The following is a 25810-nucleotide window of genomic DNA, read 5'->3' on the forward strand; positions in this document are numbered from 1 at the left end:
AAAACTTCTCAGCAGATCTCGAACAACGCCGCGGCGCCTTGGCCGCCGCCCACGCACATCGTCACGACCGCGTATTTCACCCCGCGGCGCCGCCCCTCGATCAGCGCGTGCCCGGTCAGCCGTGCGCCCGTCATCCCGAACGGGTGCCCGATGGCAATCGCCCCGCCATTGACGTTCAGCCGCTCGCCCGGAATCCCCAGCTTGTCGCGGCAATAGATCACCTGCACGGCAAACGCTTCGTTCAGTTCCCAAAGCCCGATATCGTCGACCGACAGCCCGTGCCGCTCCAACAGCCGCGGAATGGCGTAGACCGGCCCGATCCCCATCTCGTCAGGCTCCAGCCCCGCCACGGCCATCCCGCGATAGACCCCCAGCGGCTCCAGCCCGCGCCTTTCCGCATCGGCCCGATCCATCACCACACAGGCCGACGCCCCGTCCGACAACTGGCTCGCATTGCCCGCCGTGATGAACTTCTCCGGCCCCATCACAGGCGCCAGCTTCGCCAGACCCTCCAGCGTGGTCGACGGCCTGTTGCCCTCGTCCTGCGCCAGCGTCACCTCCTCCTGCGTGACCTCGCCGGTCTCCTTGTTCTTGACGTCCTTCACCGTCGGCAGCGGCACGATCTCGTCATCGAACCGGCCCGCCTCCTGCGCCGCCGCGGTGCGCTGCTGGCTCTGAAGCGAGTACTCATCCTGCGCCTCGCGGCTCACGCCATATCGCGCGGCCACCACGTCGGCGGTGTCGATCATCGGCATGAACAGGTCGGGCTTGTTGGCCATCATCCAGGGCTCGTCCTTGAAGCCCTGCCGGCGGTTATGCGTCACCAGCGAGACATGCTCGATCCCGCCCGCCACGATCGGCCCCGTGCCCTCCATCGCCACCATCCTTGCGGCCACGGCAATCGCCTGCAGGCCGGAGGCGCAATGCCGCGACACCACCATGCCGCCCGCCGTCACCGGAACCCCGGCCCGAATGGCCGAGGCCCGCGCGATGTTGAACCCCGCCGGCCCCTCGGCCACGCCACAGCCAAAGACCACGTCCTCGATCTCCCCCGGCTCGATCCCCGCCCGCTCCACGGCATGCTTCACCACGTGGCTGCCCATCACCTGCGGATGCGTCGCGTTGAACGCCCCCCGGAACGCCTTGCCGATCGGCGTGCGTGCGGTCGATACGATCACGGCATCTCTACTCATTCTGAGGTCTCCTCTCCCATCCGGCCCTGCGCCTGCCCGAACCGGCCGGCACCGCGTGCGAAGGGGCCGGACATGCGGCTCTTCTCCCACCGGGCTGCATCTGCGCGGCAGACTTCCCCATCGGTCGGGGGATGTCGAGTCCCGCCACGCCTGTTGCCTGGCCGGCGCCACCGCGCGCTGCGTTAACCCGGGCCATGTCGGAAAACCGCACCGACAAAATACCGACGTTATACCGACGTGATACCGACGTCGCCCAAACGGAACTTTTCCCTTGTTAACCAGCCCTTTGCCCCCCGATTCGCCCCGGCGGACGATTTCGCTTTCCTTCCCCCCGTTTTCAGGCGACCAAAGGCCATGTCCTTATTCCATTTTCTCCGTGAAAACGCCCCCTGGCTGACGGCCGGGGTGCTGCTCACCTTTCTTTCCAGCTTCGGCCAGACCTTCTTCATTTCCATCTTCGCCGGTCACATCCGCGAGGCGTTCGACCTCACCCATGGCCAATGGGGCGGCATCTACACCCTCGGCACCACCACCTCGGCCCTGGTGATGGTCTGGGCCGGCGGCCTGACCGACCATTTCCGCGTCCGCGCGCTCGCCCCGATCATCCTGCTGATGTCCGTCGGCGCCTGCCTCGCCATGGCGCTCAACCCGGTCTGGTGGGGACTGTTCTTCGTCATCTTCGCCCTGCGTTTCGCGGGGCAGGGGATGCTCGGCCACATCGCCGTCGTCGCCATGTCCCGCTGGTTCGTCGCCATGCGGGGCAGGGCGCTCTCCATCGCCACGCTGGGTTTCGCCATCGGCGAATCCATCCTGCCGCTGCTCTTCGTCTCGCTGATGACGGTGATCGACTGGCGCTTCCTCTGGGGCGTCGCGGCCTTCCTCGCCTTCCTCGGCATCCCGGCTCTCATGCTCCTCCTGCGCACCGAGCGCACGCCCCAATCCTGGGCCGCCTCCGACCAGTCGCTCGGCATGCTCGGCCGCCACTGGACCCGCAACCAGACCCTCCGGCATTTCCTCTTCTGGTTCATGATCCCGGCACTTCTCGGCCCCGCCGCCTTCAACACCGCCTTCTTCTTCCACCAGGTCCACTTCGCCGAGGTGAAGGCCATCCCCCATGTCGAGCTCGTCGCCATGTTCCCCTTCTACACGGCGGTCGGCATCGGCTCGATGGTGCTGTCGGGCTGGGCGCTCGACCGGTTCGGCACGCCCCGGCTGATCCCCTTCATGCAGGTGCCGATGGTCGCGGCCTTCCTGATCTTCGCCGCCGCCGAAACGCCGATGGGCCTGCTCGCGGGCTTCTTCTTCCTCGCCCTGACCACCGGCGCCAACTCCACCCTGCCCAACGCCTTCTGGGCGGAATTCTACGGCACCGCCCGCATCGGCTCGATCAAGGCGATGGCGGCGGCGGTCATGGTCTTCGGCTCGGCCATCGGCCCGGGGCTTACAGGTCTCGGCATCGACCTCGGCCTGGGGATCGAGGCGCAATATGTCATCATAGCCGGCTACTTCGTCTTCGCCACGGTCATGATGATGATCGGCGTCGCCCGCGCCCGCCCGTTGCTGGAACAGACGGCCTAGGCGTCAGGCGCCGGCGTCCAGCCCCCGCCACTGCGTCGCCATCCAGTGGCGGGCCCCATCGAGCACGGCCGTGTAAACCGCCCGCCCGGCCGCCTCACCGATATCCGTGTGCAGCCCGGCATAGCGCTCCCGCCCCTCGAACGCGGCCACGGCCACGCAATCCGTGCCGGTGCCCGTCGCCCGCCCGGGGCCAAGCGGCATGTCCACGTCCATCACCGCCGCCGTCCGCGCCTCCACGGCGATACTCATGACCTCCAGCAAGGCCGCCTCGGTCAGGCTCCGGTTCAGCCGCAGCGCCACGTTGATCGTGCCCCAGTCATGACCGGTACGGTCGACCCGGCGCCCGACCCGCTCGGCATTGGAAAGACCCACCGTCGCCACCGCCTGCGCCTCGGTCGCGCCGGCCGTGGCGGTGGCGCGGGTAAACGCCCGGATATCCCGCGACGTCAGAAAGGTCACCGCATCGCCCGCCCCGCGCGCCGCAAGCTCCCCCGCAAGCCACGCCTCCACGTCCAGCTCTTCCGACAGGTCCGCATTGCGCACCTCCCGCCACAGGATCCGCCGCGCCCTGACCAGCCCCGGCCGATGCACCGCCCAGCTCAGCACCTGCATCTCCCGCCCGAGGTCGAACTCCAGCCACGGCCGGTCAAGCGTGACCGTGCTCACCGGATCACCTCCAGCGGCTGGTAGATCGGCCCGTCCTCGGTGTCGCGGTACCAGGCCGTGATGTGAAACACATGCGCCAGCCGCTCGGGCGTCAGCACCTCGGCCGGGGTGCCATCGGCCACCAGCCCGCCATCCCCCAGCATCACGATCCGGGTGCAATGCCGCGCCGCAAGGCTCAGGTCATGCAGCGAGACCAGCGTCGACTTGCCAGACCGGGCCAGCGTCGCAAACGTCTGCATGGTCGCGATCTGGTGCGCCGGGTCCAGCCCGGCCACCGGCTCGTCGGCCATCAGAAGCGGCGTATCCTGCGCCAGCGCCCGGGCAATCAGCACGCGCGCCTGCTCGCCCCCCGACAGCCGCGTCGCGGCCCGGTGGCGCATCCCGGTCAACTCCATCCACGCCAGCGCCTCTTCCGTGCGCTCGCGGTCCACCGCCGAGGGCCGGCGCCCGGTCATGTGCGGCATCCGCCCCAGCATCACCACGTCTTCCACGCTGACAGGCCAGGCAATCTCGCGCGCCTGCGGCATCCACGCCACCTGTCGCGCCCGTTCGGCCTGCGACAGGGCCGCCAGCGAGCTTTCCCCGGCAAACGGCAGCAACCCCAGCGCCGCCCGCATCAGCGTGGTCTTGCCCGCGCCGTTGGGCCCGATCAGCCCGACAAGCTCCCCCTCGCCGATCGACAGCGAAACATCGCGGATCACGTCGCGCCCGCGCAACGAAACCGACAGGTTCGACAGGCTCAGCACGCTCATATCCGTTCCCGCCGCAGCTTGAGGATCAGGTGCAGGAACAGCGGCGCCCCCACCAGCGCGGTCAGCACGCCAAGCTTCAGGTCCTGCGTCGGCAGGATCAGCCGCACGGCGATATCCGCCGCCAGAACCATCGCCGCGCCACCCAGCGCCGAGGCCCACAAAAGCCGCGAGGGCCGCGCCCCCACCAACGGCCGCAGGATATGCGGCACCACCAGTCCGACGAACCCGATCGCGCCCGCCACCGCCGTGCCGGCGCCCACCACGCAGGCCGTGCCCAGCACCAGTTGCAGCCGCAGGCGGGTCAGGCTCACGCCCATCGCCTCCGCCGCATCCTCGCCCAGCGTCAGCGCATCCAGCCCCCGGCCCAGCCCGGCCAGAAGCGCCAGCCCTACCACCATGAAGGGCAGCGTCAGCCACACGTGCGTCATCGACCGGTCGGCCAGCGAGCCCATCATCCAGAAGACAATCTCGCTGGCGGCAAACGGGTTGGGCGACAGGTTCAGCACCAGCGAGGTCAGCGCGCCGGCCAGCGCCGACACCGCGATCCCCGCAAGGATCAGCGTCAGCGATCCGCCCCGCGGCCCCGCCAGAAGCATCACCAGCGTGACACCCCCCAGCGCTCCGCCGAGCGCCATCAGCGGCAGGGCCAGCGCAACGACCGCCGACAGCCCCGTCTGAAGCGCCAGCACCGCCCCCAGCGCAGCCGACCCCGACACCCCGATCAGCCCTGGCTCGGCCAGCGGGTTGCGCAGGTAGCCCTGCATCGCGGCCCCTGCCAGCCCCAGCGATCCGCCGATCATCACCGCCAAAATCATCCGTGGCAGCCGGATCTCGCGCATCACCAGCGTCAGCGGCCCGCCATCGCCCGCAACCAGCGCCGACAGGCTTTCGCCCACGCCCAGCCCCGCCGGCCCGATCAGCAGCGAGGCCAGCGCCAGCGCCGCCACCAGCAGCCCGAGGGGGATCATCACGCGGCTCACTCCGCCGCCCCGGTGATCTCGCGCCGCGCCCCGGCCAGCCGGTCTATCGCGTCCAGCACATGCGGCGTGCCGCACACCCAGTCGGGGCCGGTCATCGCCGCCGCCGCGCCGCTCTCGCGAAAAGCCCGCACGGCAGGGTGATCCATGATCTCCTCCGAGCGCGACGCACCGGGATAGGCCTGCGAGGTGATCACCACGTCCGGGTCGATCATCGCCAGCATTTCCAGCGGCAGCTTCGCCCCCGCGCCATACCCGGCCTGCTCCGCCGCATTCTCGAACCCGGCCGCCAGCAGGATCTGCCCCGCCAGCGCCGTCGCCCCCGACGTATAGCCATTGGCATAGTAAAGCACCGCCGACGGCCGCGCCGCCACCTCGGCCCGCACCGCCGCCAGCCGCGTCTCGAACGCGGCCGCCATGTCCTTGGCCGCCGCCTCCCGATGCAGCACCTCGCCCATCCGCCTGATCCGGTCGGGAATGTCGTCCAGCGACGTCGCCGCCGGGATCACCGCCACCGGAATGCCCAGCCGTTTCAGCATCGCCGTCGTCGCCTGCGCGGCATAGGGCCCCGCCACCACAAGGTCGGGCCGCATCAGGTAGATTTCCTCCGCCAGCCCGTGATTGGCGACATACCCCGCCGCTTTATCGGCCATGGCCGACACCCGCCGGTCGGTCGCGATATGGCTGACCGAATGAAGCTGGCCGTCACCCGCCAGCATCATCGCCAGCTGATCGGTGCAAAGGTTGATCGACACCACCCGCGCCGGCGCCTCCGCCCGTGCCAGGCCCGCCCCGGCGACCACGGCCGCCAGGGCAACAGGCGCAAGCCGACATATCCAGCCCGCGCCCTTCACCTCAATACGTGCTCGTCACGCCAAAGAACACCGTCCGCCCCTGCGTCGCATAGCCATCAAGCTCCTCGTAACGCTCATCGGTCAGGTTGTGAATGCCGGCGCTCAGCCGCACGCTGTCGGTCACGTCATGGCTCATCCCGAGATTGACCAGCGTGTAATCCGACAGCCGCACCACGCTGGCCCCCATCGACGCCGCCGTGAAATCGGTATCGTAATTCCCCGACACGTGCCGCACATCCAGGTTGAACCGCGTCCGGTCATTCGCCATCAGGTAGCCCAGCTGCAACAGTGCCTCATGCTCCGGCCGCCGCACCTCGACCGAGCCGTTGGGGTTCGTCGCGTCAAGCCACGTATAGCTCAGCCCGACATCGAACCGGTCCGTCACCGCCACGTCCGCCGACACCTCGACCCCGCGCCGGTCGCTCTTGCCGGGCTGGTTCACCGGCGTCGAAATCCCCGTCGCCGGGTTGAAGACCGAGGTGATCTCGTTCGTCAGCTCGTCGTCGAAATAGGTCACGTCGACAAGGCCCCGCCCGCCAAGGAACTGCTGCTCAATGCCGATATCCCACCCCTCGCTCTGCTCCGGCTGAAGGTTCGGGTTGCCGGCAAAGTTGGCGAAGAAACCGAACTGCTCGATCAGCGTCGGGTTCTGCACCCCGGTGCCATAGGAGGCATGCACCCGCGTCATCTGGTTCGGCAGGGTATAGGAGGCGCCCACCGCATAGGTGGTGAAATCCTCGAACTTGTCGTTGAAATCATGCCGCACGCTGCCCTGCAGGTCGAACCCGTTGCCAAAGCTGCCCTGGTATTCGATCACCAGCGCGCTCTGCTCGCGCGTCCGCTTGATCAGCTCGCCGGGGCCAAAGAACGCCTGGTTGCCCTTGTAGGTCAGGTATTCCCATTCCGCGGCAAAGGTCAGCGTATGATCGGCCGTATCCACGCTGTCGGAATCCAGCGCCACCGTGCCCCGATAGCTCGCCTTGGCGCGAGTCGCGGTATTGTCCTGGTTGCGCAGGCCGGTGCCGCCGCGCCCCTGCTGGTCGATATTGGCGAAAGACAGGTCCACCCGGTTCTGCAGGCGGCCATCCAACATCCCAAGCTCGGCATAGACCGAGCCGAAGGTCTCCTGCATCTCGATATTCGAGGCATCGTCAACCACCAGCCCCGCCCGCGTCGGCGCGCCGAACACGAAGCCGTCCGTGTCCGACACCCGGTCGACATGGCGCAGCGACCCACCGACGGTCAGCGCGTCGCTGACGAAGAACCGCCCCGTCAGGTTGTAGGTCCGGTTCAGGTCGCCGTCATCCTCGCCCCCGGGCGTTCCGGATATGTCGAACCCGTCGGTCTCGCGCCGCGCGGCCGAAAAGCTCAGCTGCCCCCGTACCGATTGTTGGCGAACGGCGATCCGGCCTTCATAGGTGCCGTCCGAGCCCACCTCGAACCCGACCTCGCCGCTGATCCCCGGTTCCGTCGGCCGCTTGGTGGTGATCGAGATCACCCCGCCGATGGCGTTCGACCCGTACAGCGCCGATTGCGGCCCGCGGATGATCTCGATCCGTGCGATATCCGCCGTCAGCAGCCCGGCGAAATCGTATTCGCCCTGGTCCGGCGCCGCCACCTCGACCCCGTCGATCAGCACCAGCGTATGGTTGCTTTCATGCCCCCGCAGCCGCACCTGCGTGCGCCCGCCGAACCCGCCGGTGCGCGACACCGCCACGCCCGGAAGCGAGCGCAGCACATCGGCCACGTACTGCTCGCCGCTCTCCTCTATTTCTTCCTCCGTCAGCACGGTGGCGGCGCGGCCGTACTCCCGCGCCTCCACGGGGGTCAGCCCCCCGGAAATGACCAGCGTGCCGAGGTCATAGGTCTCCTCGGCCGTGGCAGGTGTGGCAAGAATGGTGGTGGCCAGCAGGCCAAGACGCGCGTGGCGTTTCATGTCGGTCCCTCCGATCGCACCGCATCGCGGCGCAAATCAACGTGTTTGGTCTCGGAGGAAAGGCCCCCGCAGACGGTGAAACGTCACCTCTACGGATAGCTCCGTTGCCCATGCGCGCCCCGCGCCCGGACAGGGTGATCACCTCGGCAGGTCTCCTGACTTGCGGGTCATCGCTTGGCCGGGTCTTCCCACCGCGCTGACGCACGGCAGTGACATGTTCCGGCTTCGCTCGCCGCCTACAGTTGCGGGGGCAGTCACGGAATTGGCGCCATATGGCGAAACCTCACCGTGTTCCCTTTTCACCGGGCGGCGCACCGCCCGGACCGAAGCAAGTTCTGCCTAGCGCGGATCGCGCGCGGTGAAAAGGCGATTTCTTAACGGTCTGACCCTAGACAACCGTTTCGCGCGCCGGCGGGCGGGCAAGCGATCAGCCCACCCGAAACCCACGCCGGGGTTCCGTCCCCGTGTTAATCAATTGTTAACCGTTGCGGGGGAACGCACGCCGTCTGGCAGCCCCGTCAGTCATCCGCCTTCGCCTACTGGATCCGGGCGCGCAGCTTGTCGGTGCAGATCTCCATTACCAGCACGATCAGGAAAATGGCCAGAATGATCATCGAGGCATTGCGATACTGAAAGAGGTCGAAAGCCACCTTCAGCTCCTGCCCGATCCCGCCCGCACCGACCAGCCCCAGCACCACCGAAGACCGCACGGCCTTCTCCAGCGCGAACAGCGACGAGTTGATCAGCGACGGCATGATGTCGGGCAAGATCGCCCCCACCAGGATCGAGCCCTTGCCCGCCCCGATCGCCGACAGCGCCTCCTGCGGTTCCTTCTCGGCGTCTTCCATGGCCTCCGCGAAGAACCGGCCGCAAAAGCCGATCGTGTCGACCACGATGGTCATGGTGCCGGCCACGGCGCCAAGCCCGATGGAGGCCACGAACAGAAGCGCCCAGACAAGGTCGGGCACCGTCCGCAGGAACGACACGAACGCCTTCACCAGGAAGCTGCCTCGCCCCAGCGGCGAAACGCCCCTCGCGCCGCACCACGCGATGGGCAGGCTCAGGACAATACCGATCGCCGCGCCCACCAGCGCGATCTGGAAGGTCTCGAGAATGCGCATCCCGATCCGGGCAAGAAAGGCGGGCTCGGTATTGGGCGGCAGCATCCGCTGCACCAGGTTGGCCATGCCCGGCACACCCTCGGCCAGTTGCTGGGGCGAGGGGGCGACCTTGCCCATCGAGGCGATGATCACCGCCCCGAGCGCCACCAGAAGCGCAAAGTTCAGGGCCGAGAACCCCTCGAAGCGGCCGGGGGGCATATGGGCGCGATCAGCCATCGAAAACATCCTGAAGATTGGCGCGGGTGACCTTTTCGGCGGGCCGGTCGAAATGCACCCGCCCGCCCTTCAGCGCGACCACCCGGTCGGCATAAGCGGTGGCATGGGCCATGTCGTGCGAGGTGTAGATCAGCGTGATCTCCTGTTCGCGGCACAGCGTCGAGAACAGCTCCATCACGTTGCGCCCCGACACCGGGTCGAGGCTGGCGGCCGGTTCGTCCGCGATCAGCAGCCGCGGCTTGCGCACCAGCGCGCGGGCCACGGCCACGCGCTGCTGTTGCCCGCCCGACAGCGTATCGGCGCGCAGCATCGCCTTGTCGGCAAGGTCCACCGCGTCGAGCGCGTCCATGGCCCGGGCCCGCCAGTCCTCCGGCGCCAGGCTGTGACAGAAGGCCCGCCAGCTGCCCGCCTCGCCAAAGAGCCCGTGAATGACGTTCGACAGCACCGACCGCCGCCGCACCAGGCAATGCTTCTGGAAGACGAACCCGGTCTGCCGCCGCATCCGAAGCCGCTGCGCGCGGCTCGCCTCCGGGCCGACGGGTTCTCCGAAACAGGAAAGTTCGCCACCGGAGATGGGATGCAGGCCGATGAGGCTTTTCAGAAGCGTCGACTTGCCGCTTCCGTTCGAGCCGATAAGCGCCACCCGCTCGCCCGCCTCGACGCGCAGGTCGACGCCGTCAAGCACCACGGCGCGGCGGGTATAGGCCTTGCACAGGCCCCGCGCCTCGATGAGCGGGGCGTCGGCTGTCCGCGCCGTGCCCCCGGCCGTCCGGGCATCTGTCAGGTGATCGAGCATGTGGCCCCTTCCGTTATGCGCGAAACCGGGGGCATCTGCGCCCCCGGCCTCATGTCATGCTGGCAGGTTCAGTTGCCGACAAAGGCGTTGGTATCGACCCCGATCGTCTTGTACATCGAGCGCACGTAGTCGTACTCGCTGTCCTCGACCTTGGTCAGAAAGAAGCCGCCCTTGTATTTCTGGTTGTCTTCCCCGGTCAGGATCGCATCCATCAGCTCCGCGCCATGATCGACAAAGGCCGCCTTGACGTCGGCGATGGTGGCATCGTCAAGATCCGACCGCGCGACGAGGATGTCATTCGGTAGGTCGCGGCCACGCGCCACCACGGTGAACGACGTGTCGGGAAACGCCTCGCGAATGCGCGACAGGTGCCCTTCGTTCATGCCAACGGCCTGAACGTCACCGCGGATAAGCGCCTCGACGGCCACGTTGCGGGCGATGATCTGCGGCTGGTAGTCGGTGTTGTAGGCCAGCCCGAAATCGGCCAGAACCTGTGCCGGCCCGAGGTGCTGCGAGGTGGACCCGACCGAACCGAAGGTCACGGTCTTGCCCTTCAGGTCCTGCACCGACTTGATCGGCCCGTCCGACAGCGTCACGATCTGCGCAAAGTAGTTGGGCCGCTGCCAGGCGGTCACGATCTTCGCCTGGGTCAATTCGTTGATCACCACGTATTCGGCCGGGCCGGTCAGCACCAGGTCGACCTTGTCCTGGTTCAGCGCCTCGACGGCGGCGGTGCGCGAGCTGACCGGGAACAGGTCGATCTCGTGGCCGGTCAGCTCTTCGAGCTTGGCCTCGAAGGCGCCGAATTCCTGTTGCAGCGCTTCGAGACCCTCGATGTCGGTCACGGCGAACTTCAGGCTTTCGGCAGTGGCGGGGAAGGAGGCCGCAACGGTCACGGCGGCGGCGGCGAGCAGGGAACGGATCATGGTCCTCTCCTATCTAATCCAGAGTTGTGTATACAGGAACGTCACACAGCAATGGCATAGGGGATTCGATTGAAGCTTTGATGACATGTGGATGGTGAGACGAAGATGACGTGTGAATGGACGATCAGCGGCGGCACCGTGCTGGGGCCCGAGGGGCTCGCACCGGCAGAGCTGCATTTGGAAGACGGGCGCATCGCCGATGCAAGGCCCTCGGGGGGCGGCACCCTGGATGCCACCGGCGCCTGGGTGCTGCCGGGCATCGTCGACCTGCATGGCGACGGGTTCGAGGCGATCGTGCAGCCCCGCCCGGGGGTGCACATGCCCTATGGGCTGGGCTTTGCCGAGGCGGACACCCAGATGATCGCCAACGGCATCACCACCGCCTATCACGGCCTCACCGTCTCGTGGGAGCCGGGCCTGCGCGACATCGCCGTGACCCGCCGCCTGGTCGAGGCGCTCGAAGCCGCCGAGCCGGGCCTCGCCTGCGACACCCGGTTCAACATCCGCTGGGAAACCTTCGCCCTCGATCACGTCGACGAGGTGCTGGGCTGGCTCGAACGCCGCCCGGGCGACATCCTGTCGATCAACGACCACACCACCGCCAACCACAGGCTCGGCGCCGAAAGCAACAAGCTCAAGCGCATGGCGGCCCGCATGGGGCTCTCCCCCGAGGACGCGATGACCGAAATCCACCGCATATGGGACAGGCGCAGCGAGGTGCCCGCCGCGACCGACCGGATCTGTCGCGTGGCGGTCGCGCTGGGCCGCACGGTCATGTCCCATGACGACGCCACGCCCGAGGACCGCGAGACGGGCCGCGCGCGGGGCGTCACCGTGGCCGAGTTTCCCACCACCGAAGCCGCCGCCCGCGCCGCGCGCGAGGCGGGCGAGCCGGTCATCCTCGGCGGCCCGAACGCGCTCCGGGGCGAAAGCCATAACGGGGCGCTCTGCGCCACCGCCGCCATTCGCCAGGGGCTCTGCACCGTTCTGGCGTCCGACTATTATTACCCCTCGCCCCTGCACGCCGTCTTCCGCCTGCACGACGCGGGCATCCTGCCGCTGGACAGGGGCTGGAACCTCGTTTCCGCCAACCCCGCCGCCGCCGTCGGCCTTACCGATCGCGGCACGCTCGCGCCCGGCCAGCGGGCCGACCTGCTTGTGATCGACCGGAAATCACGCAAGATCAGGGCGGTCTTCGTGAACGGACGGAAAGTGCTGGCCCGTGATTGATCTCTCGCCCGACCGCGCCGACGAATTCGGCCTCAACGCGCTGGCCGCGGAGGAATACGCCCCCCGCGCCACGCGCGCCATCTGGCTGCAGATCTACGACCGGCTGGCCCGTGCCATCGACCAGCGGCTCGTCGCCCCCGGCAGCCGCCTGCCCGGCGAGGTCCAGCTGGCCGAGATGTTCCGGGTCAACCGCGTGACCATGCGCCGGGCGCTGGCCCTGCTTCAGGTCGAAGGCCGGCTTCAGGCGCGCAAGGGCGTCGGCATCATCGTCCGGCAATTGCCCCGCACCTTCGTGATCCGCAACGACATGCGGTTTTCCGACTCCCTCGTCGGCGCGACCGAAGAGGTCAGCTCGCGCGTCCTCTATCTCGCCCGCACCGCTCCCAGCCCCGAGGCGGCCCAGCTTTTCGGGCTCGGCCCGGGCGATCAGGTGATCGCGCTGCACCGGGTGCGGCTTCTCGATGGCGGGCCGATCTACTTCACCCGCAAGGAACTGCCCGCCGCCCGGTTTCCCGACTTCGAACAGGTTTTCGAAGAGACCCAGTCGGTCAGCGCCGTCTACAAGGCGGCGGGCATCCCGTGGTTCCGCCGGGCCGAAACGCGGGTGCAGGGCGGGCTCGCCCAGCCGGACGAGGCAGAGATCCTCGGCATCAACGCCAACACCCCGGTGCAATACGTCACCGCCATCAACCGCGCGCCCGATGGCGGGCCCATCGAGCTGGGCCGCGGCTGCTGGCCGATGACAAGCGTCGAGTTCGTGTTCAGCGAGTCGGGCGGTTAGGGCGGCGGTCACGGGGGCCTGGCAACGCCATCGCCGGCCCTGCCGCGATCTTGGCGCTAACCGGGCGTTTACCTTTCTTTGAAAAGACGGACGCCGGCAAAGGGTCAGCCCCACGCCTCGAACGCGCGGCCGCCCCATCGTTAACCTTTTCGAAAGGTTTACCCGACCCGCAGGACGCTGCTCATCACGCTCGTGCCGGCAAAGATCAGCGCCGCAACGCAGACGATGGACGGGCCGGCCGGCGTGTCGAAGACATAGGCCGCCCGCAGGCCGATGACAGCCGAAGCCGCCCCTATGACCGCGGCGGTCAGGGCCATGCCTTCCGGTGTCCGCGAAAGCGGCCGCGCGGCCGCGGCCGGTATGATCAGCATCGCCGCGATCAGAAGCACGCCCACCACCTTGATGGCCACCGCCACGGTGATGGCCAGCGCCAGCGTCAGGATCAGTTTCTCGCGCCTCGGGTCGATGCCGCTGGCATAGGCCAGGTCCTCGTTGAGCGTCGATGTCAGCAGCCCCGACCAGCGCCAGCCGATCAGTCCGACGACCACCGCCGCGCCGCCCCAGATGACCGCCAGGTCGGTGCGAGACACGGCAAGGATATCGCCGAAAAGATAGGCCATCAGGTCGATGCGAATACCCGACAGGAACGACACCGCCACAAGCCCGAAAGCCAGTGCCGAATGGGCCAGCACACCCAGGAGCGTATCCATCGCATAGCCGCGCCCGCTCAGCAGCGTGACCGTCAGCGCCATGGCCAGCGCCACCGCCATCGCCCCGGCGAAGACCGAGATCTGCAGCGCCAGCGACAGGGCCACACCCAATACCGCGGCGTGGGCCGTGGCATCGCCGAAATAGGCCATCCGGCGCCAGACAACGAAGCTGCCCAGCGGCGCCGCGGCACAGGCGACGCCAAGGCCGGCAAGGGTGGCGCGCATCATGAAATCGTCCAGCATCACTCGGCCGCCTCCGTATGATCGTGGTCATGCCCATGCCCATGCCCATGATCGTGGTCGCACGCGCCATCATGGGCATGGTCGTGATCGTGCCGGTACAGCGCCAATGCACCCCCCGTGCCAGAGCCGAAAAGGGCCCGGTACTCCGGCGCGGAGGACACCTTTTCCGGCGTCCCCTCACAACAGACATGCCCGTTGAGGCAGATCACCCGGTCCGACGCGCTCATCACCACGTGCAGCTCGTGGCTGATCATCAGCACGGCACAGCCGGTCTCTCTCCGCACCTCCTCGATCCGGCGATAGAACGCGGCCGAGCCGGGCTGGTCGAGCCCCTGCGTCGCCTCGTCCAGCAGGATGATGTCAGGCCGGTTGATGAGGGCGCGGGCCAGCAACACACGCTGAAACTGCCCGCCCGACAGGCCCGACATCTGCCGCTTGGCAAGGTCGGGCACCCCGGCGGTTTCAAGCGCCGTGGCGCAGTCCTCCTTGGCGACCTTGCCCGACAGCCGCAGGAACCGCTCGACCGTCATCGGCAGGGTCGGATCGATATGCAGCTTCTGCGGCACGTAGCCGATGCGCAGGCCGGCCTTCTTGCGAAGCTGGCCCTGTGTCGGGGTCACGGCCCCGATGATCGCACGCAGCAGGCTCGTCTTGCCCGAGCCGTTGGGCCCGACGATGGTGACGATCTCGCCCGGTTCGATCTGAAGCGTGACGTCGCGCAGCACGGTATTCGCGCCATAGCTGACGCTCAGGTTCTGAACCGAGATAAGGCTCATGCGTCGGCCTTTTCGGCGCAGGCGGGGCAGACCCCTTCGGCCTCGACGACGGTGCGCTCGATGCGAAAGCCCGCGTCGCGCGCGGCCTGCCCGAGGGCGCCGCGCGTGGGGGTGGCGCTGGCCTCGGCCACCGAATCGCAAACCCTGCAGATCATGAACGCGGGCGAATGGGTCGTGCCGGGATGCGCGCAGGCAATGAAGGCGTTGAGCCGCTCGATCTTGTGCGCAAACCCGTTGGCGACAAGAAAGTCGAGCGCACGGTAGGCAACCGGCGGCTGCGAGCCGAAACCGGCGCTACGCAGACGGTTAAGCACCTCGTACGCCCCCAGCGCACGGTGTTCCTGAAGCAGGATTTCCAGCGCCTTCCGCCGCACGGGCGTGAATTGCAGACCCTTGGCGGCGCAGTGCTCTTCCGCCACCGCTATGCCGGCTTCCACGCAATGACCGTGATCATGCGCAGCGAACCCGAGCGCATCGGGCGGGGTGTCAGCTTTCGAATGTCCGGGGCTTGTCATGTTATCTCATATCATGTACGTCGTCATCGATGTTATAAAATCACATGGAGGCCCGGATGTCCAGAAACCTCATTTCGCTGTCGCTGACCGCGTCGCTTTTCGCCGGAACGGCGCTGGCCGATGTGCCGGCGGTCGCGGCCGATATCGGGCCGGTGCACTCGCTCGTGGCGCGGGTGATGGCAAATGTGGGCGAGCCGGACCTGATCGTGGCGCCGGGGGCCAGCCCCCACGAATACAGCCTCCGCCCGTCCGAGGCTCAGGCACTTCAGGACGCGGAATTCGTGTTTTGGACAGGGCCCGAATTGACGCCCTGGCTTGGCGATGCGGTCAAGACGCTGGCAAGCGGCGCCGAGGTGATCACGCTGTCCGATCTGGACGCGACGAAGACGCTGCCGACTCGCGAAAGCGCGCTGTTCGAGGCGCATGACCATGGCGAACACGATCCTGATCACGAGGAGGGGCACGATCACGACGAGCACGCGGAGTCCGAGCGCGACCAACACGACCACGACCACGATCATGATCATGATCACGCCGGCGACCATGATCACGCTGGAACCGATCCTCACATCTGGCTCTCGCCGGCGAACGCGTCGGCCTGGCTGACTGTCATCGCCGACACGCTGTCGGCCGCCGATCCGGCCAATGCCGAGGCCTATGCCGCCAATGCCGCGGCGGGGCGCGAGGAACTCGCCGCTCTGTCGCAGGAAATCGAGGGCATTCTCGACCCTGTGCGGGGGAAGAACTTCATCGTCTTCCACGACGCCTACCAGTATTTCGAAGACAGTTTCGGGGTCCCGGCATCTGGTGCCATCTCACTGTCCGACGCGTCCGATCCGAGCCCCGCGCGCATTGCCGAGATCCAGGCCCGCGTCGCCGAGTTGGACGTCACCTGCGTCCTGTCGGAACCGCAATACAGCCCGGGCGTCGTGGCGGCTGTCATGGAAGGCTCCGACACGCAAACGGGCGTACTCGACCCGCTCGGCTCGGATCTCGCGCCCGGTCCGGCGCTCTACCCGCAGGTCCTTCGCAACCTCGCCAGCGCACTGGCGGATTGCCTGAGAGCGCCGCAGTGACAGTGGGCTAGGGGGGCACTCCGGGCGACCCGACCAGGCGTCGCCGCCCTTTGCTTGGTGCTGTGGCTAGGGTCGCACGCCTGCCTAGCGCCAAGAACCACGGCATCGCATCCGCAAACGCATACCAGTCTTTTTGGGCCGGGCGGGTTTCTTTGAAAAGTCGTTTGACCTTCCAACGCTTCGATCTCTAAGATTATGGCGCGTGCCACTCGAACCTATGGTCGGTTTGCCATTGGAATTGGGCCCGCAGGGGAGGTTCAGGTATGTCAGCAAAACACGATGCCGGGATGGCGGTGCGTCGCCGGGTATTGGGCGAGGCGCATGTGGACCGGGCGGAGGCGGCGAAGACGCCGCTGGACGCGCCGTTTCAAGAGATGATCACCGAAGGTGCCTGGGGCACCGTCTGGGCCAGCGACGCGATCAGCCTGCGGGAGCGGTCGATGCTGACGCTGGCATTGCTGGCGGCGACGGGGAATTTCGAGGAGATCCCGATGCATATCCGCGCGACCGCCCGCACCGGGGCGAGCGCGCGCGACGTGGCGGAGGCGTTTCAGCACGTGGCGGTCTATGCGGGTGTGCCGAAGGCGAACCACGCGCTGAAGATCGCCAAGTCAGTATTTGCCGAGATGGAGGCGGAGGAGAGCCGATGACCAAGCCAGCCGAATATTACCAGCGCGACCGGGAGTGGCATCCGCCGGCGCTGGCGCAGGGGTACAAGACATCCGTGGCGCGCTCGCCGCGCTATTCGTTGATCAGCCTCGAGCAATCGGCGAGCGAGATCACCGGGCCTGTCTTTGGCCACAACGATATCGACCCGGGCGACAACGACCTGCTGACCAACTACGCCCAGGCCGGAGAAAGCCCGATCGGCGAGCGGATCATCGTTCACGGGCGGGTTCTGGACGAGAATGCGCGGCCGGTGCCGAACACGCTGGTCGAGATCTGGCAGGCCAATGCGGGCGGGCGGTACCGGCACAAGAAGGACATGTACCTTGCCCCGGTCGACCCCAATTTCGGGGGCTGCGGGCGGACGCTGAGCGACGAGAACGGGTATTACTTCTTTCGCACGGTGAAGCCCGGGGCCTACCCCTGGCGGAACTGGGTGAACAACTGGCGGCCGGCGCATATTCACATCTCGGTTTTCGGCAGCTCGTTTTCGCAAAGGCTGATCACGCAGATGTATTTCGAGGGGGATCCGCTGATCGCGAAATGCCCGATCGTGCAGACCATCCCCGACCCGGCGGCGATCGACCAGCTGATCGCGCCGCTCGACCTGAACGCGACGATCCCGCTCGACACGATCGCCTACAAGTTCGACATCGTGCTGCGCGGGCGGCGGTCGACGCTGTTCGAAAACCGGCTGGAGGGGAACTGATGCCGCAAAAGCTTGATTATCTTAAGGAAACCGCGTCGCAGACGGCCGGGCCATACGTCCATATCGGGCTGGCGCCGGGGGCGGCGGGGTTCGATATCTACGAGCGGGAGCTGGGTTGGGACATCGCCGGGCCGAATGCCGGGGGGGAGCGGATCCGGGTCGAGGGGGTTGTGATCGACGGCACCGGGAGCCCGGTCAAGGACGTGCTGCTGGAGGCGTGGCAGGCGAATGCCGAGGGCGTCTATGCGCATCCGGAGCATCCCGGCGAGGTCGAGGAGGGGTTTCGTGGCTGGGGCCGGGTGATCACGGATTTCGAGACGGGCGAGTGGGGGTTCGACACCGTCAAGCCCGGGCCGGTGATGGGGCGGAACGGAAAGATGATGGCGCCGCATATCAACCTGTGGATCGTGGCGCGGGGGGTGAATGTTGGTTTGAATACAAGGATTTACTTCTCGGACGAGGCGGAGGCCAATGCCGCGGACCCGGTGATGGGGCTGGTGGAATGGGAAGTGCGGCGGCAGACCCTCGTGGCCCAGCGGGCGGAGCGGGACGGGAAGGTCGTCTACCGGTTCGATATCCGGCTGCAGGGGGATGGCGAGACGGTGTTCTTCGATATTTGAGGGCGTTGGGGCGGTGGGTTTTACCCACCCTTGTCTCTTTGATCTGTGCGATATTGTGTATCGGCAGGCGAGACCCCGTCCCACCCTTGGTCCTTGAGACCGTCGCGTAGCCCGGGGCTCGTCTGCCGACCGTTGTCAAACCTGAACAGTTGCCAGGGAGGGCTGTGCAACCAGCCGATCCCGCAGATCAAGGACAGGCCCCATGACTTTGCCACAAGATGTCATCGGCGTCGATATCGCCAAGGACTGGATCGACGTCTTCTTTCTTTCCACCGGTCGGGCGGAGCGGGTGCCGATGGCGACCGCCGAGCTTCGGGCTTTCGCCGCCCGGGCCCGGGGGGCGCTGGTGGTGTTCGAGGCCTCGGGCGGGTACGAGCACCCGCTGGCCGAGGCGCTCGGCGCGGCGGATGTCACCTACGCCCGGGTCAACCCGCGGCAGGCGCGGGAGTTCGCCCGCGCCACGGGCCGGCTGGCCAAGACCGACCGGGTCGATGCCCGGGTGCTGGCGGAGATGGGTCGGGCGCTGGCTTTGCGCCCGACGCCGCCGGCCGATCCCGGGCGGGCGCGGCTGGCCGGCCTGATGGGCCGCCGGGACGATCTCGGCGCGATGCTGCGGGCCGAGATGGCGCGCCTGCGTCAGGCCCGCGATGCCTCTGTCCGCCGCGATATCGGCAGCATGATCGCGCTGCTGCGCCGCCGGATCGGCAAGCTCGAGGCCGAGATCGCCGCGGTGATCGGGGCGGATGAGGCGCTGTCGGACCGGTCGCGCCTCTTGCGGACGATGCCGGGGGTGGGGCCGCTGCTGGCGGCAAGCCTGCTGGCCCGGCTGCCCGAGCTGGGCCGTCTCGACCGCCGGGCGATCGCCAGCCTCGCCGGTCTGGCGCCGCATGCCTGCGACAGCGGCCGGTTCCGGGGGAAGCGGCGGATCTGGGGCGGCCGCGCGGAGGTGCGGCGCACGCTCTACCTCGCGGGGTTCATCGCCAGCCGGTATGACCCGGCGCTAAGGGCCTTCCGGCGCAAGCTGCAGGAGGCGGGAAAACCGGTCAAACTCGCCATCGTCGCCTGCGCCCGCAAGCTGCTCACCGTCCTCAACGCAATGCTGCGGGATCAAAGAGAGCACCGGCCAGCGGCAGGATAAGAAAGACAGTTGCTACGGTGCGTCGGAGAGAGGTGGGTTTCACCCACCCTACGGCGTCCGGCGGGCGAAGGTTAACGGGGCGAACGGGCCGGTTTTCCGACGTCGGTATAACGTCGGTATTTTGTCGGTATTGCGTCGGTGCGGGGCATCGGCGGGGGCGGACGCTTGAGATCGTTAACGTGGCGGGGAGACCGGCGCGAGGCCCCGGCTCGGGGGCCGAGGCGGGTTGAGGTTGAGGCCCGCGGAGCGACCGGTCAGCCGCCGGTTTCGGTCATGCCGTCGGACATGGCCTTGGCGTATTCCGGGGCGACGCGGGCGTCGATGAGGACCGGTTTGCCGGACTTGCAGAGGGTGATGGCCTCGCGGATCGCGGCGGCGAGGCTGGACTGGTCGGAGACCGGGCCGATGGCCGAGAGGCCCTGCGCTTCGGCCATCTGGCGGAAGTCGATGTCGGGGCCGGTGATGGCCTGCCCGATGGCCTTGTTGCCGACCGGGCGGTCACGCATCTTCGCGACCTTTTCCTGGTGGACCTCGTCGTTGAAGAAGGAGCGGTTGTTGCAGACGATGCAGATGAAGGGGATCTGGTAGCGCGCCGCCGTCCAGAGGGCCGAGGCGCCCATCATCACATCGCCGTCGCCGAGTACGGCCACGGGCAGGCGGCCGGTGTCTTCGAGCGCGAGCGCCGCGCCGGTGAGCATGCCGGGGCCCGAGCCGATGCCGGCGCCGCCGTCATAGCCCAGATAGTCGAGCGGGTGGCCGAAGTTCCAGCTGCCGCCATCCCAGCCGAGGGGCAGGCGGACGAGGCAGGCGAGCTCTCCGTCGAGACCGTGGGAGAGGGCGACAGAGAAATGCTCCATCGACATCTGGTCTCCGTCCTCGAGCGTGCCGCGCTTGGCGATCGGCATGGGCGCGGGCAGGGCGGAGGTGTCGAGACCCAGACGGGTGGCCAGCGCGGTGATGACCGTGTCGGGCGGGCTGGCGATGTGGAGCTCTGCGGGCAGGGCCGCCATGTGGTCGAGGCTCCAGCCATTCGCGAGCTGGTGGTCGAGCGTGACGTTGACACAGGGCGCGGTCGCGCCAGCCTCGCGCAGGGCGCCGGCCGGGTCGACCCAGTCGAAGGAGATGATGAGATCGGCCTCGCGCAGGGCTTCGGCCGGCGGGCCTGCCACGAAGAAGGCGGGCGGGCCGACATGGAGGGGGTGCGCGGTGGGGAAGACCGCGCCGGTCTTGATGTCAGTTACGACGCGGGCGTCGAACCGTTCGGCCAGCGCCACGCGGGCGGCCCAGTCGGCCTCGGAGCGGGACATGCGGCCCATGAGGAAGACGGGGCGCTTGGCGCGGGACAGCATCTCTTCGAGTTGCGAGAGTTGCCGGTCGGAGGGGCCGGGCGCTTCGGGAACGGGGTAGAGGGCCGGGTCGGGTTTCTGGAGGTCGTCCGGAACGGGGCCTTCCTGCACACTGACATCGAAACAGACATAGGTGGGCGCGCAGGGGGCGGTGCGGGTGATGGTGGTGCCGCGGACCATGGAGGCGAGGGAGGCGGGCAGCGAGGCCGGCTGATCATCCCACTTGACGTAGTCTCGCACGATCGAGGCCTGGTCGCGGGAGGTGTGAATCCAGTCGATCCAGGGGCGGCGCTTGTCGGCGTCGACCGGCCCCGTGGCGCCGAAGATCGCCATCGGCACGCGATCGCACCAGGCGTTGTAGATCGCCATCGAGCCGTGCATCAGCCCGACATTGGAATGCAGGATGACCGCCATCGGCTCGCCGGTGACCTTGGCCCAGCCATGGGCGATGGCAACCGCGTGCTCTTCGTGCAGGCAGAGCAGCATGGTCGGGTCGGTGTTGCCCAGGTGGTTGACGAGGCTGTCATGCAGGCCCCGGAAACTGGAGCCCGGATTGAGCGCGACATGGCGGAAGCCGAGGTCGCGCAGCATCTCTGCGATCAGGTCGCTGCCCCAGGTTTCGCCGCCCTCATGGGGTTCGGGTTTCTCGATATCGCTGCGATCTCTGGGCATGGCGGGTCCGGGCTTGTCTCGATTCACAATAAAGTTCGATTTCTAAGTACCATCTAACATTATGAAAATCCACCGATATATTCCGAGAGGCCGCACCTTTTGACGTATGTCAAGTCTGCGGATACCTTAGCATGATAAGACAGCCAGGATTGCCGAGCGAAGCAGTTAGTCCGAAAAGAGGCTCCAGACATGAACCGCGCCGTCCGAGACGCCAAGACGCCCGAGCAGATGGGGCATGCCATCAGGGATTCCTATGCGGAGGAACGGATCGCGCATTTGCTGCGGCTCTGTGCGCGGGGGTTCAACCGGACGCTGGCGCGGCAGCTGGCCGAGCATGACATTTCGTTCGGTCAATGGGTGTTCCTGCGGCTGTTGTGGAAGCAGGAGGGGCTGACGCAGCGGGAGCTGAGCGAGCAGGCCAACCTGACGGAGCCGACGGTGCATACGGCGCTGGCGAAGCTCGAGAAGCTGAATATCGTGACCCGCCGGACGCAGGACGGGAACCGGCGCAAGCAGCATGTCTACCTGACGGAACGGGGCCGGTCGCTTCAGAAGGTGCTGGAGCCCTTGGCCGTGGAGGCCAACGAGTCGGGTCTGGCCGGGCTTGACGCCGAGGACCGGCGGCGTCTGCAGGACATGCTTCTGACCATTCTCGGGAACCTCACGCGGGAAGAGGCCGAGGCCGAGGCGCTGGGGCTGAAGGTGCCGCCGACGCGGGGCTTCGGGGTCTGATCCGGCTAGAGCTCTGACAGGCGGGCGCGCAGGGTTTCCATCGGGACGATCTCGCGCAGGGGCATGTCGGCATCGGTTGCCGGCGGGGCGACCGAGAGGCCCTCGCCATCCCATGTCCACCAGTAGACGATGTCACCCGCCTTGTTGCGGATCGGCACGCGGAAGGTCGGGTAGTCGCGGCAGCCCTCGGGGATGTCGGCGCGGCCGATGACCGAGGTGGTTTCCGGGTTTTCGGCGAGGCTGCGGGACAGCTCGACCATGGCGGCGAAGGCGGTCTTTCCGGCGGCGATGGTGTCGGGGTCGGTGCCGTCGCCCGGGTGGATGGCGCGGATCACGTCGGGGTAGGGCGCGCGGGCGTGGGTGACCTGCAGGTGGCGGGTGCCCGAGGGGGTTTCGATGGCGACGATATCCCCGGGGGCGAGCTTGACGGTCGGGGGTGTCTCGGCGGTCTGATCGGTCATGGTGTCCTCACAGGGAATAGGCTTCGAAGGTCGCCGGGTGGAAGAGTTCCTCGACGCTCAGGCGGCGGGGGGAAAGGCCCTGGCGGTGGTGGATGTCGACGAAGGCTTCGAGCACCTTCTCGTTGCCCGGGACGCCGTAGGTCCAGATCTGGGGGCCGATGAGGCGGCGGGCGGCGGAGAGGGTGTCTTCGACGAAGGGCATGGTGACCTTGGTGGCCGAGGTGTCGGCCAGCGCGGTTTCGGCCATGCGCTTCGACTCGGTGAAGGCCTTGAGCAGGGCGCCGGGGAGCCAGGGGTGGGTGTCGGCGAGGTGGCGGCGGATGCCCAGCACGTGCATGATCGGGAAGATGCCGGTGCGCTCGAAATGCTCGGAGGCGGCGGTGATGCCGTCTGCGAAGAGGCGGCCGACCTGGGGGTGGCCCTCGTCGAAGCAGTTGAGGGCGCGGGGGCCGATATAGCCGTCGATCTCGCCGGCGCGGAGCATGCCGTCGAGGGTCTTGTCCTCGGGGGCGGCGGTGATGGTGACGTCGTCGGGGACGTTGACCTTGATCTTCTCGGGGCGGCCGGGGGCGTGCATGCCGCCGCGGACCCATTCGATTTCCGACTGGTGGACGCCGTAGCCTTCGAGGATGCCGCGGGCCCAGACATTGGCGGTGAGCTGCCATTCGGCGATGCCGATGCGCTTGCCCTTGAGGTCTTGCGGTTTCTCGATGCCCTTGTCGGTGCGGATGTAGATGGAGGAGTGGCGGAAGGCGCGCGACAGGAACACCGGCACGGCGATGTAGGGCGCGTCGCCCTGGGCCACCTTCACGCAGTAGGAGGAGAAGGAAAGCTCTGAGATGTCGAAGGCTTGATGGCGGAAGGCGCGGAAGAACATCTCTTCCGGCGAGAGAAGCTGGGTGACCGGCGAGACGCCGTCGATCTTGACGCGGCCGTCGTGGATCGGGCGGGTGCGGTCGTAGTCTCCCATGGCGATGGACAGGGTCAAATCAGGCAACGGGCTCTTCCTTGCTTTGGTGTTGGGTCTGGCTTTTCAGGCCGACGAAGGCGCCGGTTTCGGCGCTTTCGAGGATGGCGTGGCAGATCTCGAGGCTGGCGCGGCCCCAGCCGCCGCTTTGGGCGGGGGGCTGGCCGCTGCGGATCGCGTGATAGAGCCCTTCGAGCACCGCCGCGCGGGGCGAGGGCTCGGGCGGGGCGGGGATGAAGTCTTTCTCGGTATCGCCCCAGATCTCGATCCCCTTGGGGGTGAGGCGCAGGTCGGCGCGGTCGCAGCTGACGATGACGGGGCCGAAATGCTCGGCATGGGGCGCGAGGGGCGGGGCCTCGGAGGCGCCGTAGGTGCGGGTGGATTTGAGGCCCGCTTCTTCCTCGGGTGAGGAGACGGTGGCGAGCGCCTTGCGGGCCTTGCCATAGGCGGCGGGATCCTTGGCGGTGCCAAGCTCGCCAATGTCATCCTGCAGCACGTCGCTGTCGTAATGAGCATAGCCGGAATAGGTGATCGAGGCGAAGGCGCCGCCCTCGAAGCCGATGAGCGCGGAATAGGCGCCCTCGGTGGGGCGGTCGGGATCCCACGCGCCGGTCATGGCGGCGACATGGGTGGCGCGGGTGCCCATCAGCAGGCGGATCACGTCGACCTGGTGGACCGCCTGGCTGAAGATCACGCCGCCACCCTGGGCGGTGTCGAGCTCTTCCGGGCGGCGCGGGCGATAGAGGAAATCGGTGTAGTTCAGCCCGTGGATCATGCGGACCTTGCCGAAGCGGCCGGAGGCGATCATCTCCCGGGCCGCGAGGACCGGTTGGTCGAAGCTGTGGCTGGGGCCGGTGATGAGATGGACGCCGGCGGCATCGCATGCCTCGACGATGGCGTCGGCATCGGCCATCGAGACGGCGAGGGGCTTGTCGATCAGCAGGTGCTTGCCGCCCTTCGCCAGTATGGTGGCGTGGTCGCGGTGCATCTGGTGGGGCGTGGCGATGTAGACCGCCTCGACATCCGGGTCGGCGGCGAGGTCTTCGATGGTCGCATGGGCATTGCCGCCGAACTCGGCGGTAAACGCCGAGCGGCTGGCCTCGCGCGGGGCGGCGCAGGCGGTGACGGCCACGTGCGGATCGACGCGCAGGCTGGGCAGGGTCAGCATGAACCCCCGCCCGAGCCCGGCGATGCCAAGCCGGATGGGATCAGTAATCGACAACGAGATCCCCGCTTTTCGCCCGCGAGACGCATATCATGATGTGATCGTCTTTCTCTTCGTCCATCAGCACGAGGTCGCGGTGGTCGGCCTCGCCCTCGATCAGCTTGCACTTGCAGGTGCCGCAGGTGCCGCTTTCGCAGGAGCTGACCGTGGCCTCGCCCGCGTCGCGCAGGGCCTCGAGGATGGTGCGGTCGGCGGGCACTTCGATGGTGCGGCCGGTGCTGGCGATGGTGACGTTGAAGGCGACATCGTCTTCGCGGACGGCGTCGACGGCGCTGAAATCCTCGAAATGAACGCGGCCTTCCGTCCAGTGGCCGGAGATGGCCTTGATCTCTTCCATCAGGGGGGCGGGGCCGCAGCAATAGACATGCTCGGAGCCCGGCTCTTCGAAGTGATCCCAGAAGTCGTAGAAGTTGTCGAGATCGCCATTGTCGTGATGGATGATCGCGCCCGGGAATTTCTTGCATTCCTGGAGGTAGGCCGTCTCTTCCTCGGAGCGGGTGCAGTAGATCAGCTTGAACGACTTGCCTTCCTCGGAGAGCTTGCGGGCCATCGACAGGATCGGCGTGATGCCGATGCCGCCGCCGATGAGCAGGTACTTGGACGCCTTCACCAGCTCGAATTCGTTTTCGGGCGGGTCGACCTCGAGTTCGGTGCCGACCTGCGCCTTGTCGTGCATGGAAGCGGAACCGCCGCGCGATTCGGCCTCGCGCTTGACGGCGATCACGTATTCCTCGGGCGCTTCGCCGTCGTTCAAAAGCGAGTAGCGGCGCATCGCGCCGTCGGGCGTCTGGACGGTGATGTGCGCGCCCGGCGTGAACGGGGGCAAGTCGCCGCCGTCTTCGCTTTGCAGCGTGAACTCACAAATGTCCTTTGTGAGCTCTTCTCGCGCAACAACCTTCAATTTCATCCGGTCTTCGGGAAGTTTCAT

Annotated in this window: 26 protein-coding genes and 1 riboswitch; of the genes, 9 read left to right on the forward strand and 17 right to left on the reverse strand. The window is 67.5% G+C overall.

Annotation, left to right across the window (positions count from 1 at the left end; all coding sequences use genetic code 11):
• Positions 1-8: 8 nt before the first annotated feature.
• Complete coding sequence (locus RIdsm_RS04355; RefSeq protein WP_074940458.1) at positions 9-1193, reverse strand: acetyl-CoA C-acyltransferase; 1185 nt, start codon at positions 1191-1193, stop codon at positions 9-11.
• Between the two features lie 354 nt (positions 1194-1547).
• On the opposite strand from RIdsm_RS04355, the gene RIdsm_RS04360 reads away from it, so the two are divergent.
• Positions 1548-2771, forward strand: a complete 1224-nt coding sequence (locus RIdsm_RS04360; RefSeq protein ID WP_057821811.1) for an MFS transporter — start codon at positions 1548-1550, stop codon at positions 2769-2771.
• Between the two features lie 3 nt (positions 2772-2774).
• On the opposite strand, the gene RIdsm_RS04365 is transcribed toward RIdsm_RS04360, so the two are convergent.
• The 8 genes from RIdsm_RS04365 to RIdsm_RS04400 all read right to left on the reverse strand — a co-directional run bounded on the left by RIdsm_RS04365 (position 2775) and on the right by RIdsm_RS04400 (position 11015).
• On the reverse strand, positions 2775-3437 hold the full coding sequence (locus tag RIdsm_RS04365) for an adenosylcobinamide amidohydrolase (protein ID WP_143100504.1): 663 nt from the start codon (positions 3435-3437) through the stop codon (positions 2775-2777).
• A complete protein-coding gene (locus RIdsm_RS04370; protein WP_057821813.1) occupies positions 3434-4189 on the reverse strand; it encodes an ABC transporter ATP-binding protein in 756 nt (251 codons plus the stop codon). The genes RIdsm_RS04365 and RIdsm_RS04370 overlap by 4 nt, the downstream gene beginning before the upstream one ends.
• A complete protein-coding gene (locus RIdsm_RS04375) occupies positions 4186-5157 on the reverse strand; it encodes a FecCD family ABC transporter permease (RefSeq protein WP_057821815.1) in 972 nt (323 codons plus the stop codon). The genes RIdsm_RS04370 and RIdsm_RS04375 overlap by 4 nt, the downstream gene beginning before the upstream one ends.
• A gap of 8 nt (positions 5158-5165) precedes the next feature.
• Positions 5166-6020 carry an ABC transporter substrate-binding protein gene (locus RIdsm_RS04380; RefSeq protein WP_143100503.1) on the reverse strand — a complete coding sequence of 285 codons (855 nt, stop codon included), beginning with the start codon at positions 6018-6020 and terminating at the stop codon, positions 5166-5168.
• Between the two features lies 1 nt (position 6021).
• The gene (locus RIdsm_RS04385; protein ID WP_057821817.1) at positions 6022-7956 is read right to left on the reverse strand and encodes a TonB-dependent receptor plug domain-containing protein; all 1935 of its coding nucleotides are present in this window, start codon (positions 7954-7956) and stop codon (positions 6022-6024) included.
• Positions 7957-8084: 128 nt separating this feature from the next.
• A riboswitch (cobalamin riboswitch) is annotated at positions 8085-8299 on the reverse strand.
• 193 nt (positions 8300-8492) lie between these two features.
• On the reverse strand, positions 8493-9293 hold the full coding sequence (phnE, locus tag RIdsm_RS04390; RefSeq protein ID WP_057821819.1) for a phosphonate ABC transporter, permease protein PhnE: 801 nt from the start codon (positions 9291-9293) through the stop codon (positions 8493-8495).
• Positions 9286-10089 (reverse strand): phosphonate ABC transporter ATP-binding protein, encoded by an 804-nt coding sequence (locus RIdsm_RS04395; RefSeq protein WP_057821821.1) that lies wholly within the window; start codon positions 10087-10089, stop codon positions 9286-9288. The genes phnE and RIdsm_RS04395 overlap by 8 nt, the downstream gene beginning before the upstream one ends.
• A 68-nt stretch (positions 10090-10157) precedes the next feature.
• Positions 10158-11015 (reverse strand): PhnD/SsuA/transferrin family substrate-binding protein, encoded by an 858-nt coding sequence (locus RIdsm_RS04400; RefSeq protein ID WP_057821823.1) that lies wholly within the window; start codon positions 11013-11015, stop codon positions 10158-10160.
• Positions 11016-11120: 105 nt separating this feature from the next.
• On the opposite strand from RIdsm_RS04400, the gene RIdsm_RS04405 reads away from it, so the two are divergent.
• Positions 11121-12245 carry an alpha-D-ribose 1-methylphosphonate 5-triphosphate diphosphatase gene (locus RIdsm_RS04405; RefSeq protein WP_057821825.1) on the forward strand — a complete coding sequence of 375 codons (1125 nt, stop codon included), beginning with the start codon at positions 11121-11123 and terminating at the stop codon, positions 12243-12245.
• Positions 12238-13026 (forward strand): phosphonate metabolism transcriptional regulator PhnF, encoded by a 789-nt coding sequence (gene phnF / locus RIdsm_RS04410; RefSeq protein ID WP_057821827.1) that lies wholly within the window; start codon positions 12238-12240, stop codon positions 13024-13026. The genes RIdsm_RS04405 and phnF overlap by 8 nt, the downstream gene beginning before the upstream one ends.
• A gap of 158 nt (positions 13027-13184) precedes the next feature.
• On the opposite strand, the gene RIdsm_RS04415 is transcribed toward phnF, so the two are convergent.
• Genes RIdsm_RS04415 through RIdsm_RS04425 form a run of 3 tightly spaced genes read right to left on the reverse strand, consistent with a single transcriptional unit; the run spans position 13185 to position 15270 of the window.
• Entirely contained in the window at positions 13185-13979 is a 795-nt protein-coding gene (locus RIdsm_RS04415) for a metal ABC transporter permease (protein WP_057821829.1), read from the reverse strand.
• Complete coding sequence (locus RIdsm_RS04420) at positions 13979-14755, reverse strand: ATP-binding cassette domain-containing protein (RefSeq protein WP_057821831.1); 777 nt, start codon at positions 14753-14755, stop codon at positions 13979-13981. Before RIdsm_RS04420 ends, RIdsm_RS04415 begins: the two co-directional genes overlap by 1 nt.
• On the reverse strand, positions 14752-15270 hold the full coding sequence (locus RIdsm_RS04425; RefSeq protein ID WP_057821832.1) for a helix-turn-helix domain-containing protein: 519 nt from the start codon (positions 15268-15270) through the stop codon (positions 14752-14754). The genes RIdsm_RS04420 and RIdsm_RS04425 overlap by 4 nt, the downstream gene beginning before the upstream one ends.
• A 56-nt stretch (positions 15271-15326) precedes the next feature.
• On the opposite strand from RIdsm_RS04425, the gene RIdsm_RS04430 reads away from it, so the two are divergent.
• The 5 genes from RIdsm_RS04430 (at position 15327) to RIdsm_RS04450 (ending at position 19479) form a co-directional block, all read left to right on the forward strand.
• Complete coding sequence (locus RIdsm_RS04430) at positions 15327-16346, forward strand: zinc ABC transporter substrate-binding protein (protein ID WP_057821838.1); 1020 nt, start codon at positions 15327-15329, stop codon at positions 16344-16346.
• Between the two features lie 263 nt (positions 16347-16609).
• On the forward strand, positions 16610-16996 hold the full coding sequence (gene pcaC, locus RIdsm_RS04435; protein WP_057822111.1) for a 4-carboxymuconolactone decarboxylase: 387 nt from the start codon (positions 16610-16612) through the stop codon (positions 16994-16996).
• On the forward strand, positions 16993-17721 hold the full coding sequence (gene pcaH, locus RIdsm_RS04440) for a protocatechuate 3,4-dioxygenase subunit beta (RefSeq protein WP_057822108.1): 729 nt from the start codon (positions 16993-16995) through the stop codon (positions 17719-17721). Before pcaC ends, pcaH begins: the two co-directional genes overlap by 4 nt.
• A complete protein-coding gene (gene pcaG, locus RIdsm_RS04445) occupies positions 17721-18341 on the forward strand; it encodes a protocatechuate 3,4-dioxygenase subunit alpha (RefSeq protein ID WP_151175215.1) in 621 nt (206 codons plus the stop codon). Before pcaH ends, pcaG begins: the two co-directional genes overlap by 1 nt.
• Positions 18342-18549: 208 nt before the next feature.
• Complete coding sequence (locus tag RIdsm_RS04450) at positions 18550-19479, forward strand: IS110 family RNA-guided transposase (protein WP_151175234.1); 930 nt, start codon at positions 18550-18552, stop codon at positions 19477-19479.
• Positions 19480-19733: 254 nt separating this feature from the next.
• Here RIdsm_RS04450 and RIdsm_RS04455 read toward each other — a convergent pair whose 3' ends face one another.
• On the reverse strand, positions 19734-21497 hold the full coding sequence (locus tag RIdsm_RS04455; RefSeq protein ID WP_057819546.1) for a thiamine pyrophosphate-binding protein: 1764 nt from the start codon (positions 21495-21497) through the stop codon (positions 19734-19736).
• A 189-nt stretch (positions 21498-21686) separates the two neighbouring features.
• On the opposite strand from RIdsm_RS04455, the gene RIdsm_RS04460 reads away from it, so the two are divergent.
• The gene (locus tag RIdsm_RS04460; RefSeq protein ID WP_236553373.1) at positions 21687-22229 is read left to right on the forward strand and encodes a MarR family winged helix-turn-helix transcriptional regulator; all 543 of its coding nucleotides are present in this window, start codon (positions 21687-21689) and stop codon (positions 22227-22229) included.
• A gap of 5 nt (positions 22230-22234) precedes the next feature.
• Here RIdsm_RS04460 and RIdsm_RS04465 read toward each other — a convergent pair whose 3' ends face one another.
• The 4 genes from RIdsm_RS04465 to RIdsm_RS04480 are packed head-to-tail and all read right to left on the reverse strand — an operon-like array spanning position 22235 to position 25810.
• Positions 22235-22690 carry a hypothetical protein gene (locus RIdsm_RS04465; protein WP_057819548.1) on the reverse strand — a complete coding sequence of 152 codons (456 nt, stop codon included), beginning with the start codon at positions 22688-22690 and terminating at the stop codon, positions 22235-22237.
• A gap of 7 nt (positions 22691-22697) precedes the next feature.
• A complete protein-coding gene (locus RIdsm_RS04470) occupies positions 22698-23687 on the reverse strand; it encodes an ABC transporter substrate-binding protein (protein ID WP_177228426.1) in 990 nt (329 codons plus the stop codon).
• Complete coding sequence (locus RIdsm_RS04475; protein WP_236553374.1) at positions 23680-24879, reverse strand: Gfo/Idh/MocA family protein; 1200 nt, start codon at positions 24877-24879, stop codon at positions 23680-23682. Before RIdsm_RS04475 ends, RIdsm_RS04470 begins: the two co-directional genes overlap by 8 nt.
• Positions 24866-25810: a PDR/VanB family oxidoreductase gene (locus RIdsm_RS04480; protein WP_057819550.1), complete on the reverse strand. Its 945-nt coding sequence runs from the start codon at positions 25808-25810 to the stop codon at positions 24866-24868. Before RIdsm_RS04480 ends, RIdsm_RS04475 begins: the two co-directional genes overlap by 14 nt.

The sequence above is a fragment of the Roseovarius indicus genome (genome assembly GCF_008728195.1).
GTDB lineage: Bacteria > Pseudomonadota > Alphaproteobacteria > Rhodobacterales > Rhodobacteraceae > Roseovarius > Roseovarius indicus.

What these genes read in the sequence shown, in the direction of transcription:
- RIdsm_RS04355 (WP_074940458.1), bottom strand. Translation starts at nt 1,193, where the DNA reads ATGAGTAGAGATGCCGTGATCGTATCGACCGCACGCACGCCGATCGGC.
- RIdsm_RS04360 (WP_057821811.1), top strand. Translation starts at nt 1,548, where the DNA reads ATGTCCTTATTCCATTTTCTCCGTGAAAACGCCCCCTGGCTGACGGCC.
- RIdsm_RS04370 (WP_057821813.1), bottom strand. Translation starts at nt 4,189, where the DNA reads ATGAGCGTGCTGAGCCTGTCGAACCTGTCGGTTTCGTTGCGCGGGCGC.
- RIdsm_RS04375 (WP_057821815.1), bottom strand. Translation starts at nt 5,157, where the DNA reads ATGATCCCCCTCGGGCTGCTGGTGGCGGCGCTGGCGCTGGCCTCGCTG.
- RIdsm_RS04385 (WP_057821817.1), bottom strand. Translation starts at nt 7,956, where the DNA reads ATGAAACGCCACGCGCGTCTTGGCCTGCTGGCCACCACCATTCTTGCC.
- phnE (WP_057821819.1), bottom strand. Translation starts at nt 9,293, where the DNA reads ATGGCTGATCGCGCCCATATGCCCCCCGGCCGCTTCGAGGGGTTCTCG.
- RIdsm_RS04395 (WP_057821821.1), bottom strand. Translation starts at nt 10,089, where the DNA reads ATGCTCGATCACCTGACAGATGCCCGGACGGCCGGGGGCACGGCGCGG.
- RIdsm_RS04400 (WP_057821823.1), bottom strand. Translation starts at nt 11,015, where the DNA reads ATGATCCGTTCCCTGCTCGCCGCCGCCGCCGTGACCGTTGCGGCCTCC.
- RIdsm_RS04405 (WP_057821825.1), top strand. Translation starts at nt 11,121, where the DNA reads ATGACGTGTGAATGGACGATCAGCGGCGGCACCGTGCTGGGGCCCGAG.
- RIdsm_RS04415 (WP_057821829.1), bottom strand. Translation starts at nt 13,979, where the DNA reads ATGCTGGACGATTTCATGATGCGCGCCACCCTTGCCGGCCTTGGCGTC.
- RIdsm_RS04420 (WP_057821831.1), bottom strand. Translation starts at nt 14,755, where the DNA reads ATGAGCCTTATCTCGGTTCAGAACCTGAGCGTCAGCTATGGCGCGAAT.
- RIdsm_RS04425 (WP_057821832.1), bottom strand. Translation starts at nt 15,270, where the DNA reads ATGACAAGCCCCGGACATTCGAAAGCTGACACCCCGCCCGATGCGCTC.
- RIdsm_RS04430 (WP_057821838.1), top strand. Translation starts at nt 15,327, where the DNA reads ATGTCCAGAAACCTCATTTCGCTGTCGCTGACCGCGTCGCTTTTCGCC.
- pcaC (WP_057822111.1), top strand. Translation starts at nt 16,610, where the DNA reads ATGTCAGCAAAACACGATGCCGGGATGGCGGTGCGTCGCCGGGTATTG.
- pcaH (WP_057822108.1), top strand. Translation starts at nt 16,993, where the DNA reads ATGACCAAGCCAGCCGAATATTACCAGCGCGACCGGGAGTGGCATCCG.
- pcaG (WP_151175215.1), top strand. Translation starts at nt 17,721, where the DNA reads ATGCCGCAAAAGCTTGATTATCTTAAGGAAACCGCGTCGCAGACGGCC.
- RIdsm_RS04455 (WP_057819546.1), bottom strand. Translation starts at nt 21,497, where the DNA reads ATGCCCAGAGATCGCAGCGATATCGAGAAACCCGAACCCCATGAGGGC.
- RIdsm_RS04460 (WP_236553373.1), top strand. Translation starts at nt 21,687, where the DNA reads ATGAACCGCGCCGTCCGAGACGCCAAGACGCCCGAGCAGATGGGGCAT.
- RIdsm_RS04465 (WP_057819548.1), bottom strand. Translation starts at nt 22,690, where the DNA reads ATGACCGATCAGACCGCCGAGACACCCCCGACCGTCAAGCTCGCCCCC.
- RIdsm_RS04480 (WP_057819550.1), bottom strand. Translation starts at nt 25,810, where the DNA reads ATGAAACTTCCCGAAGACCGGATGAAATTGAAGGTTGTTGCGCGAGAA.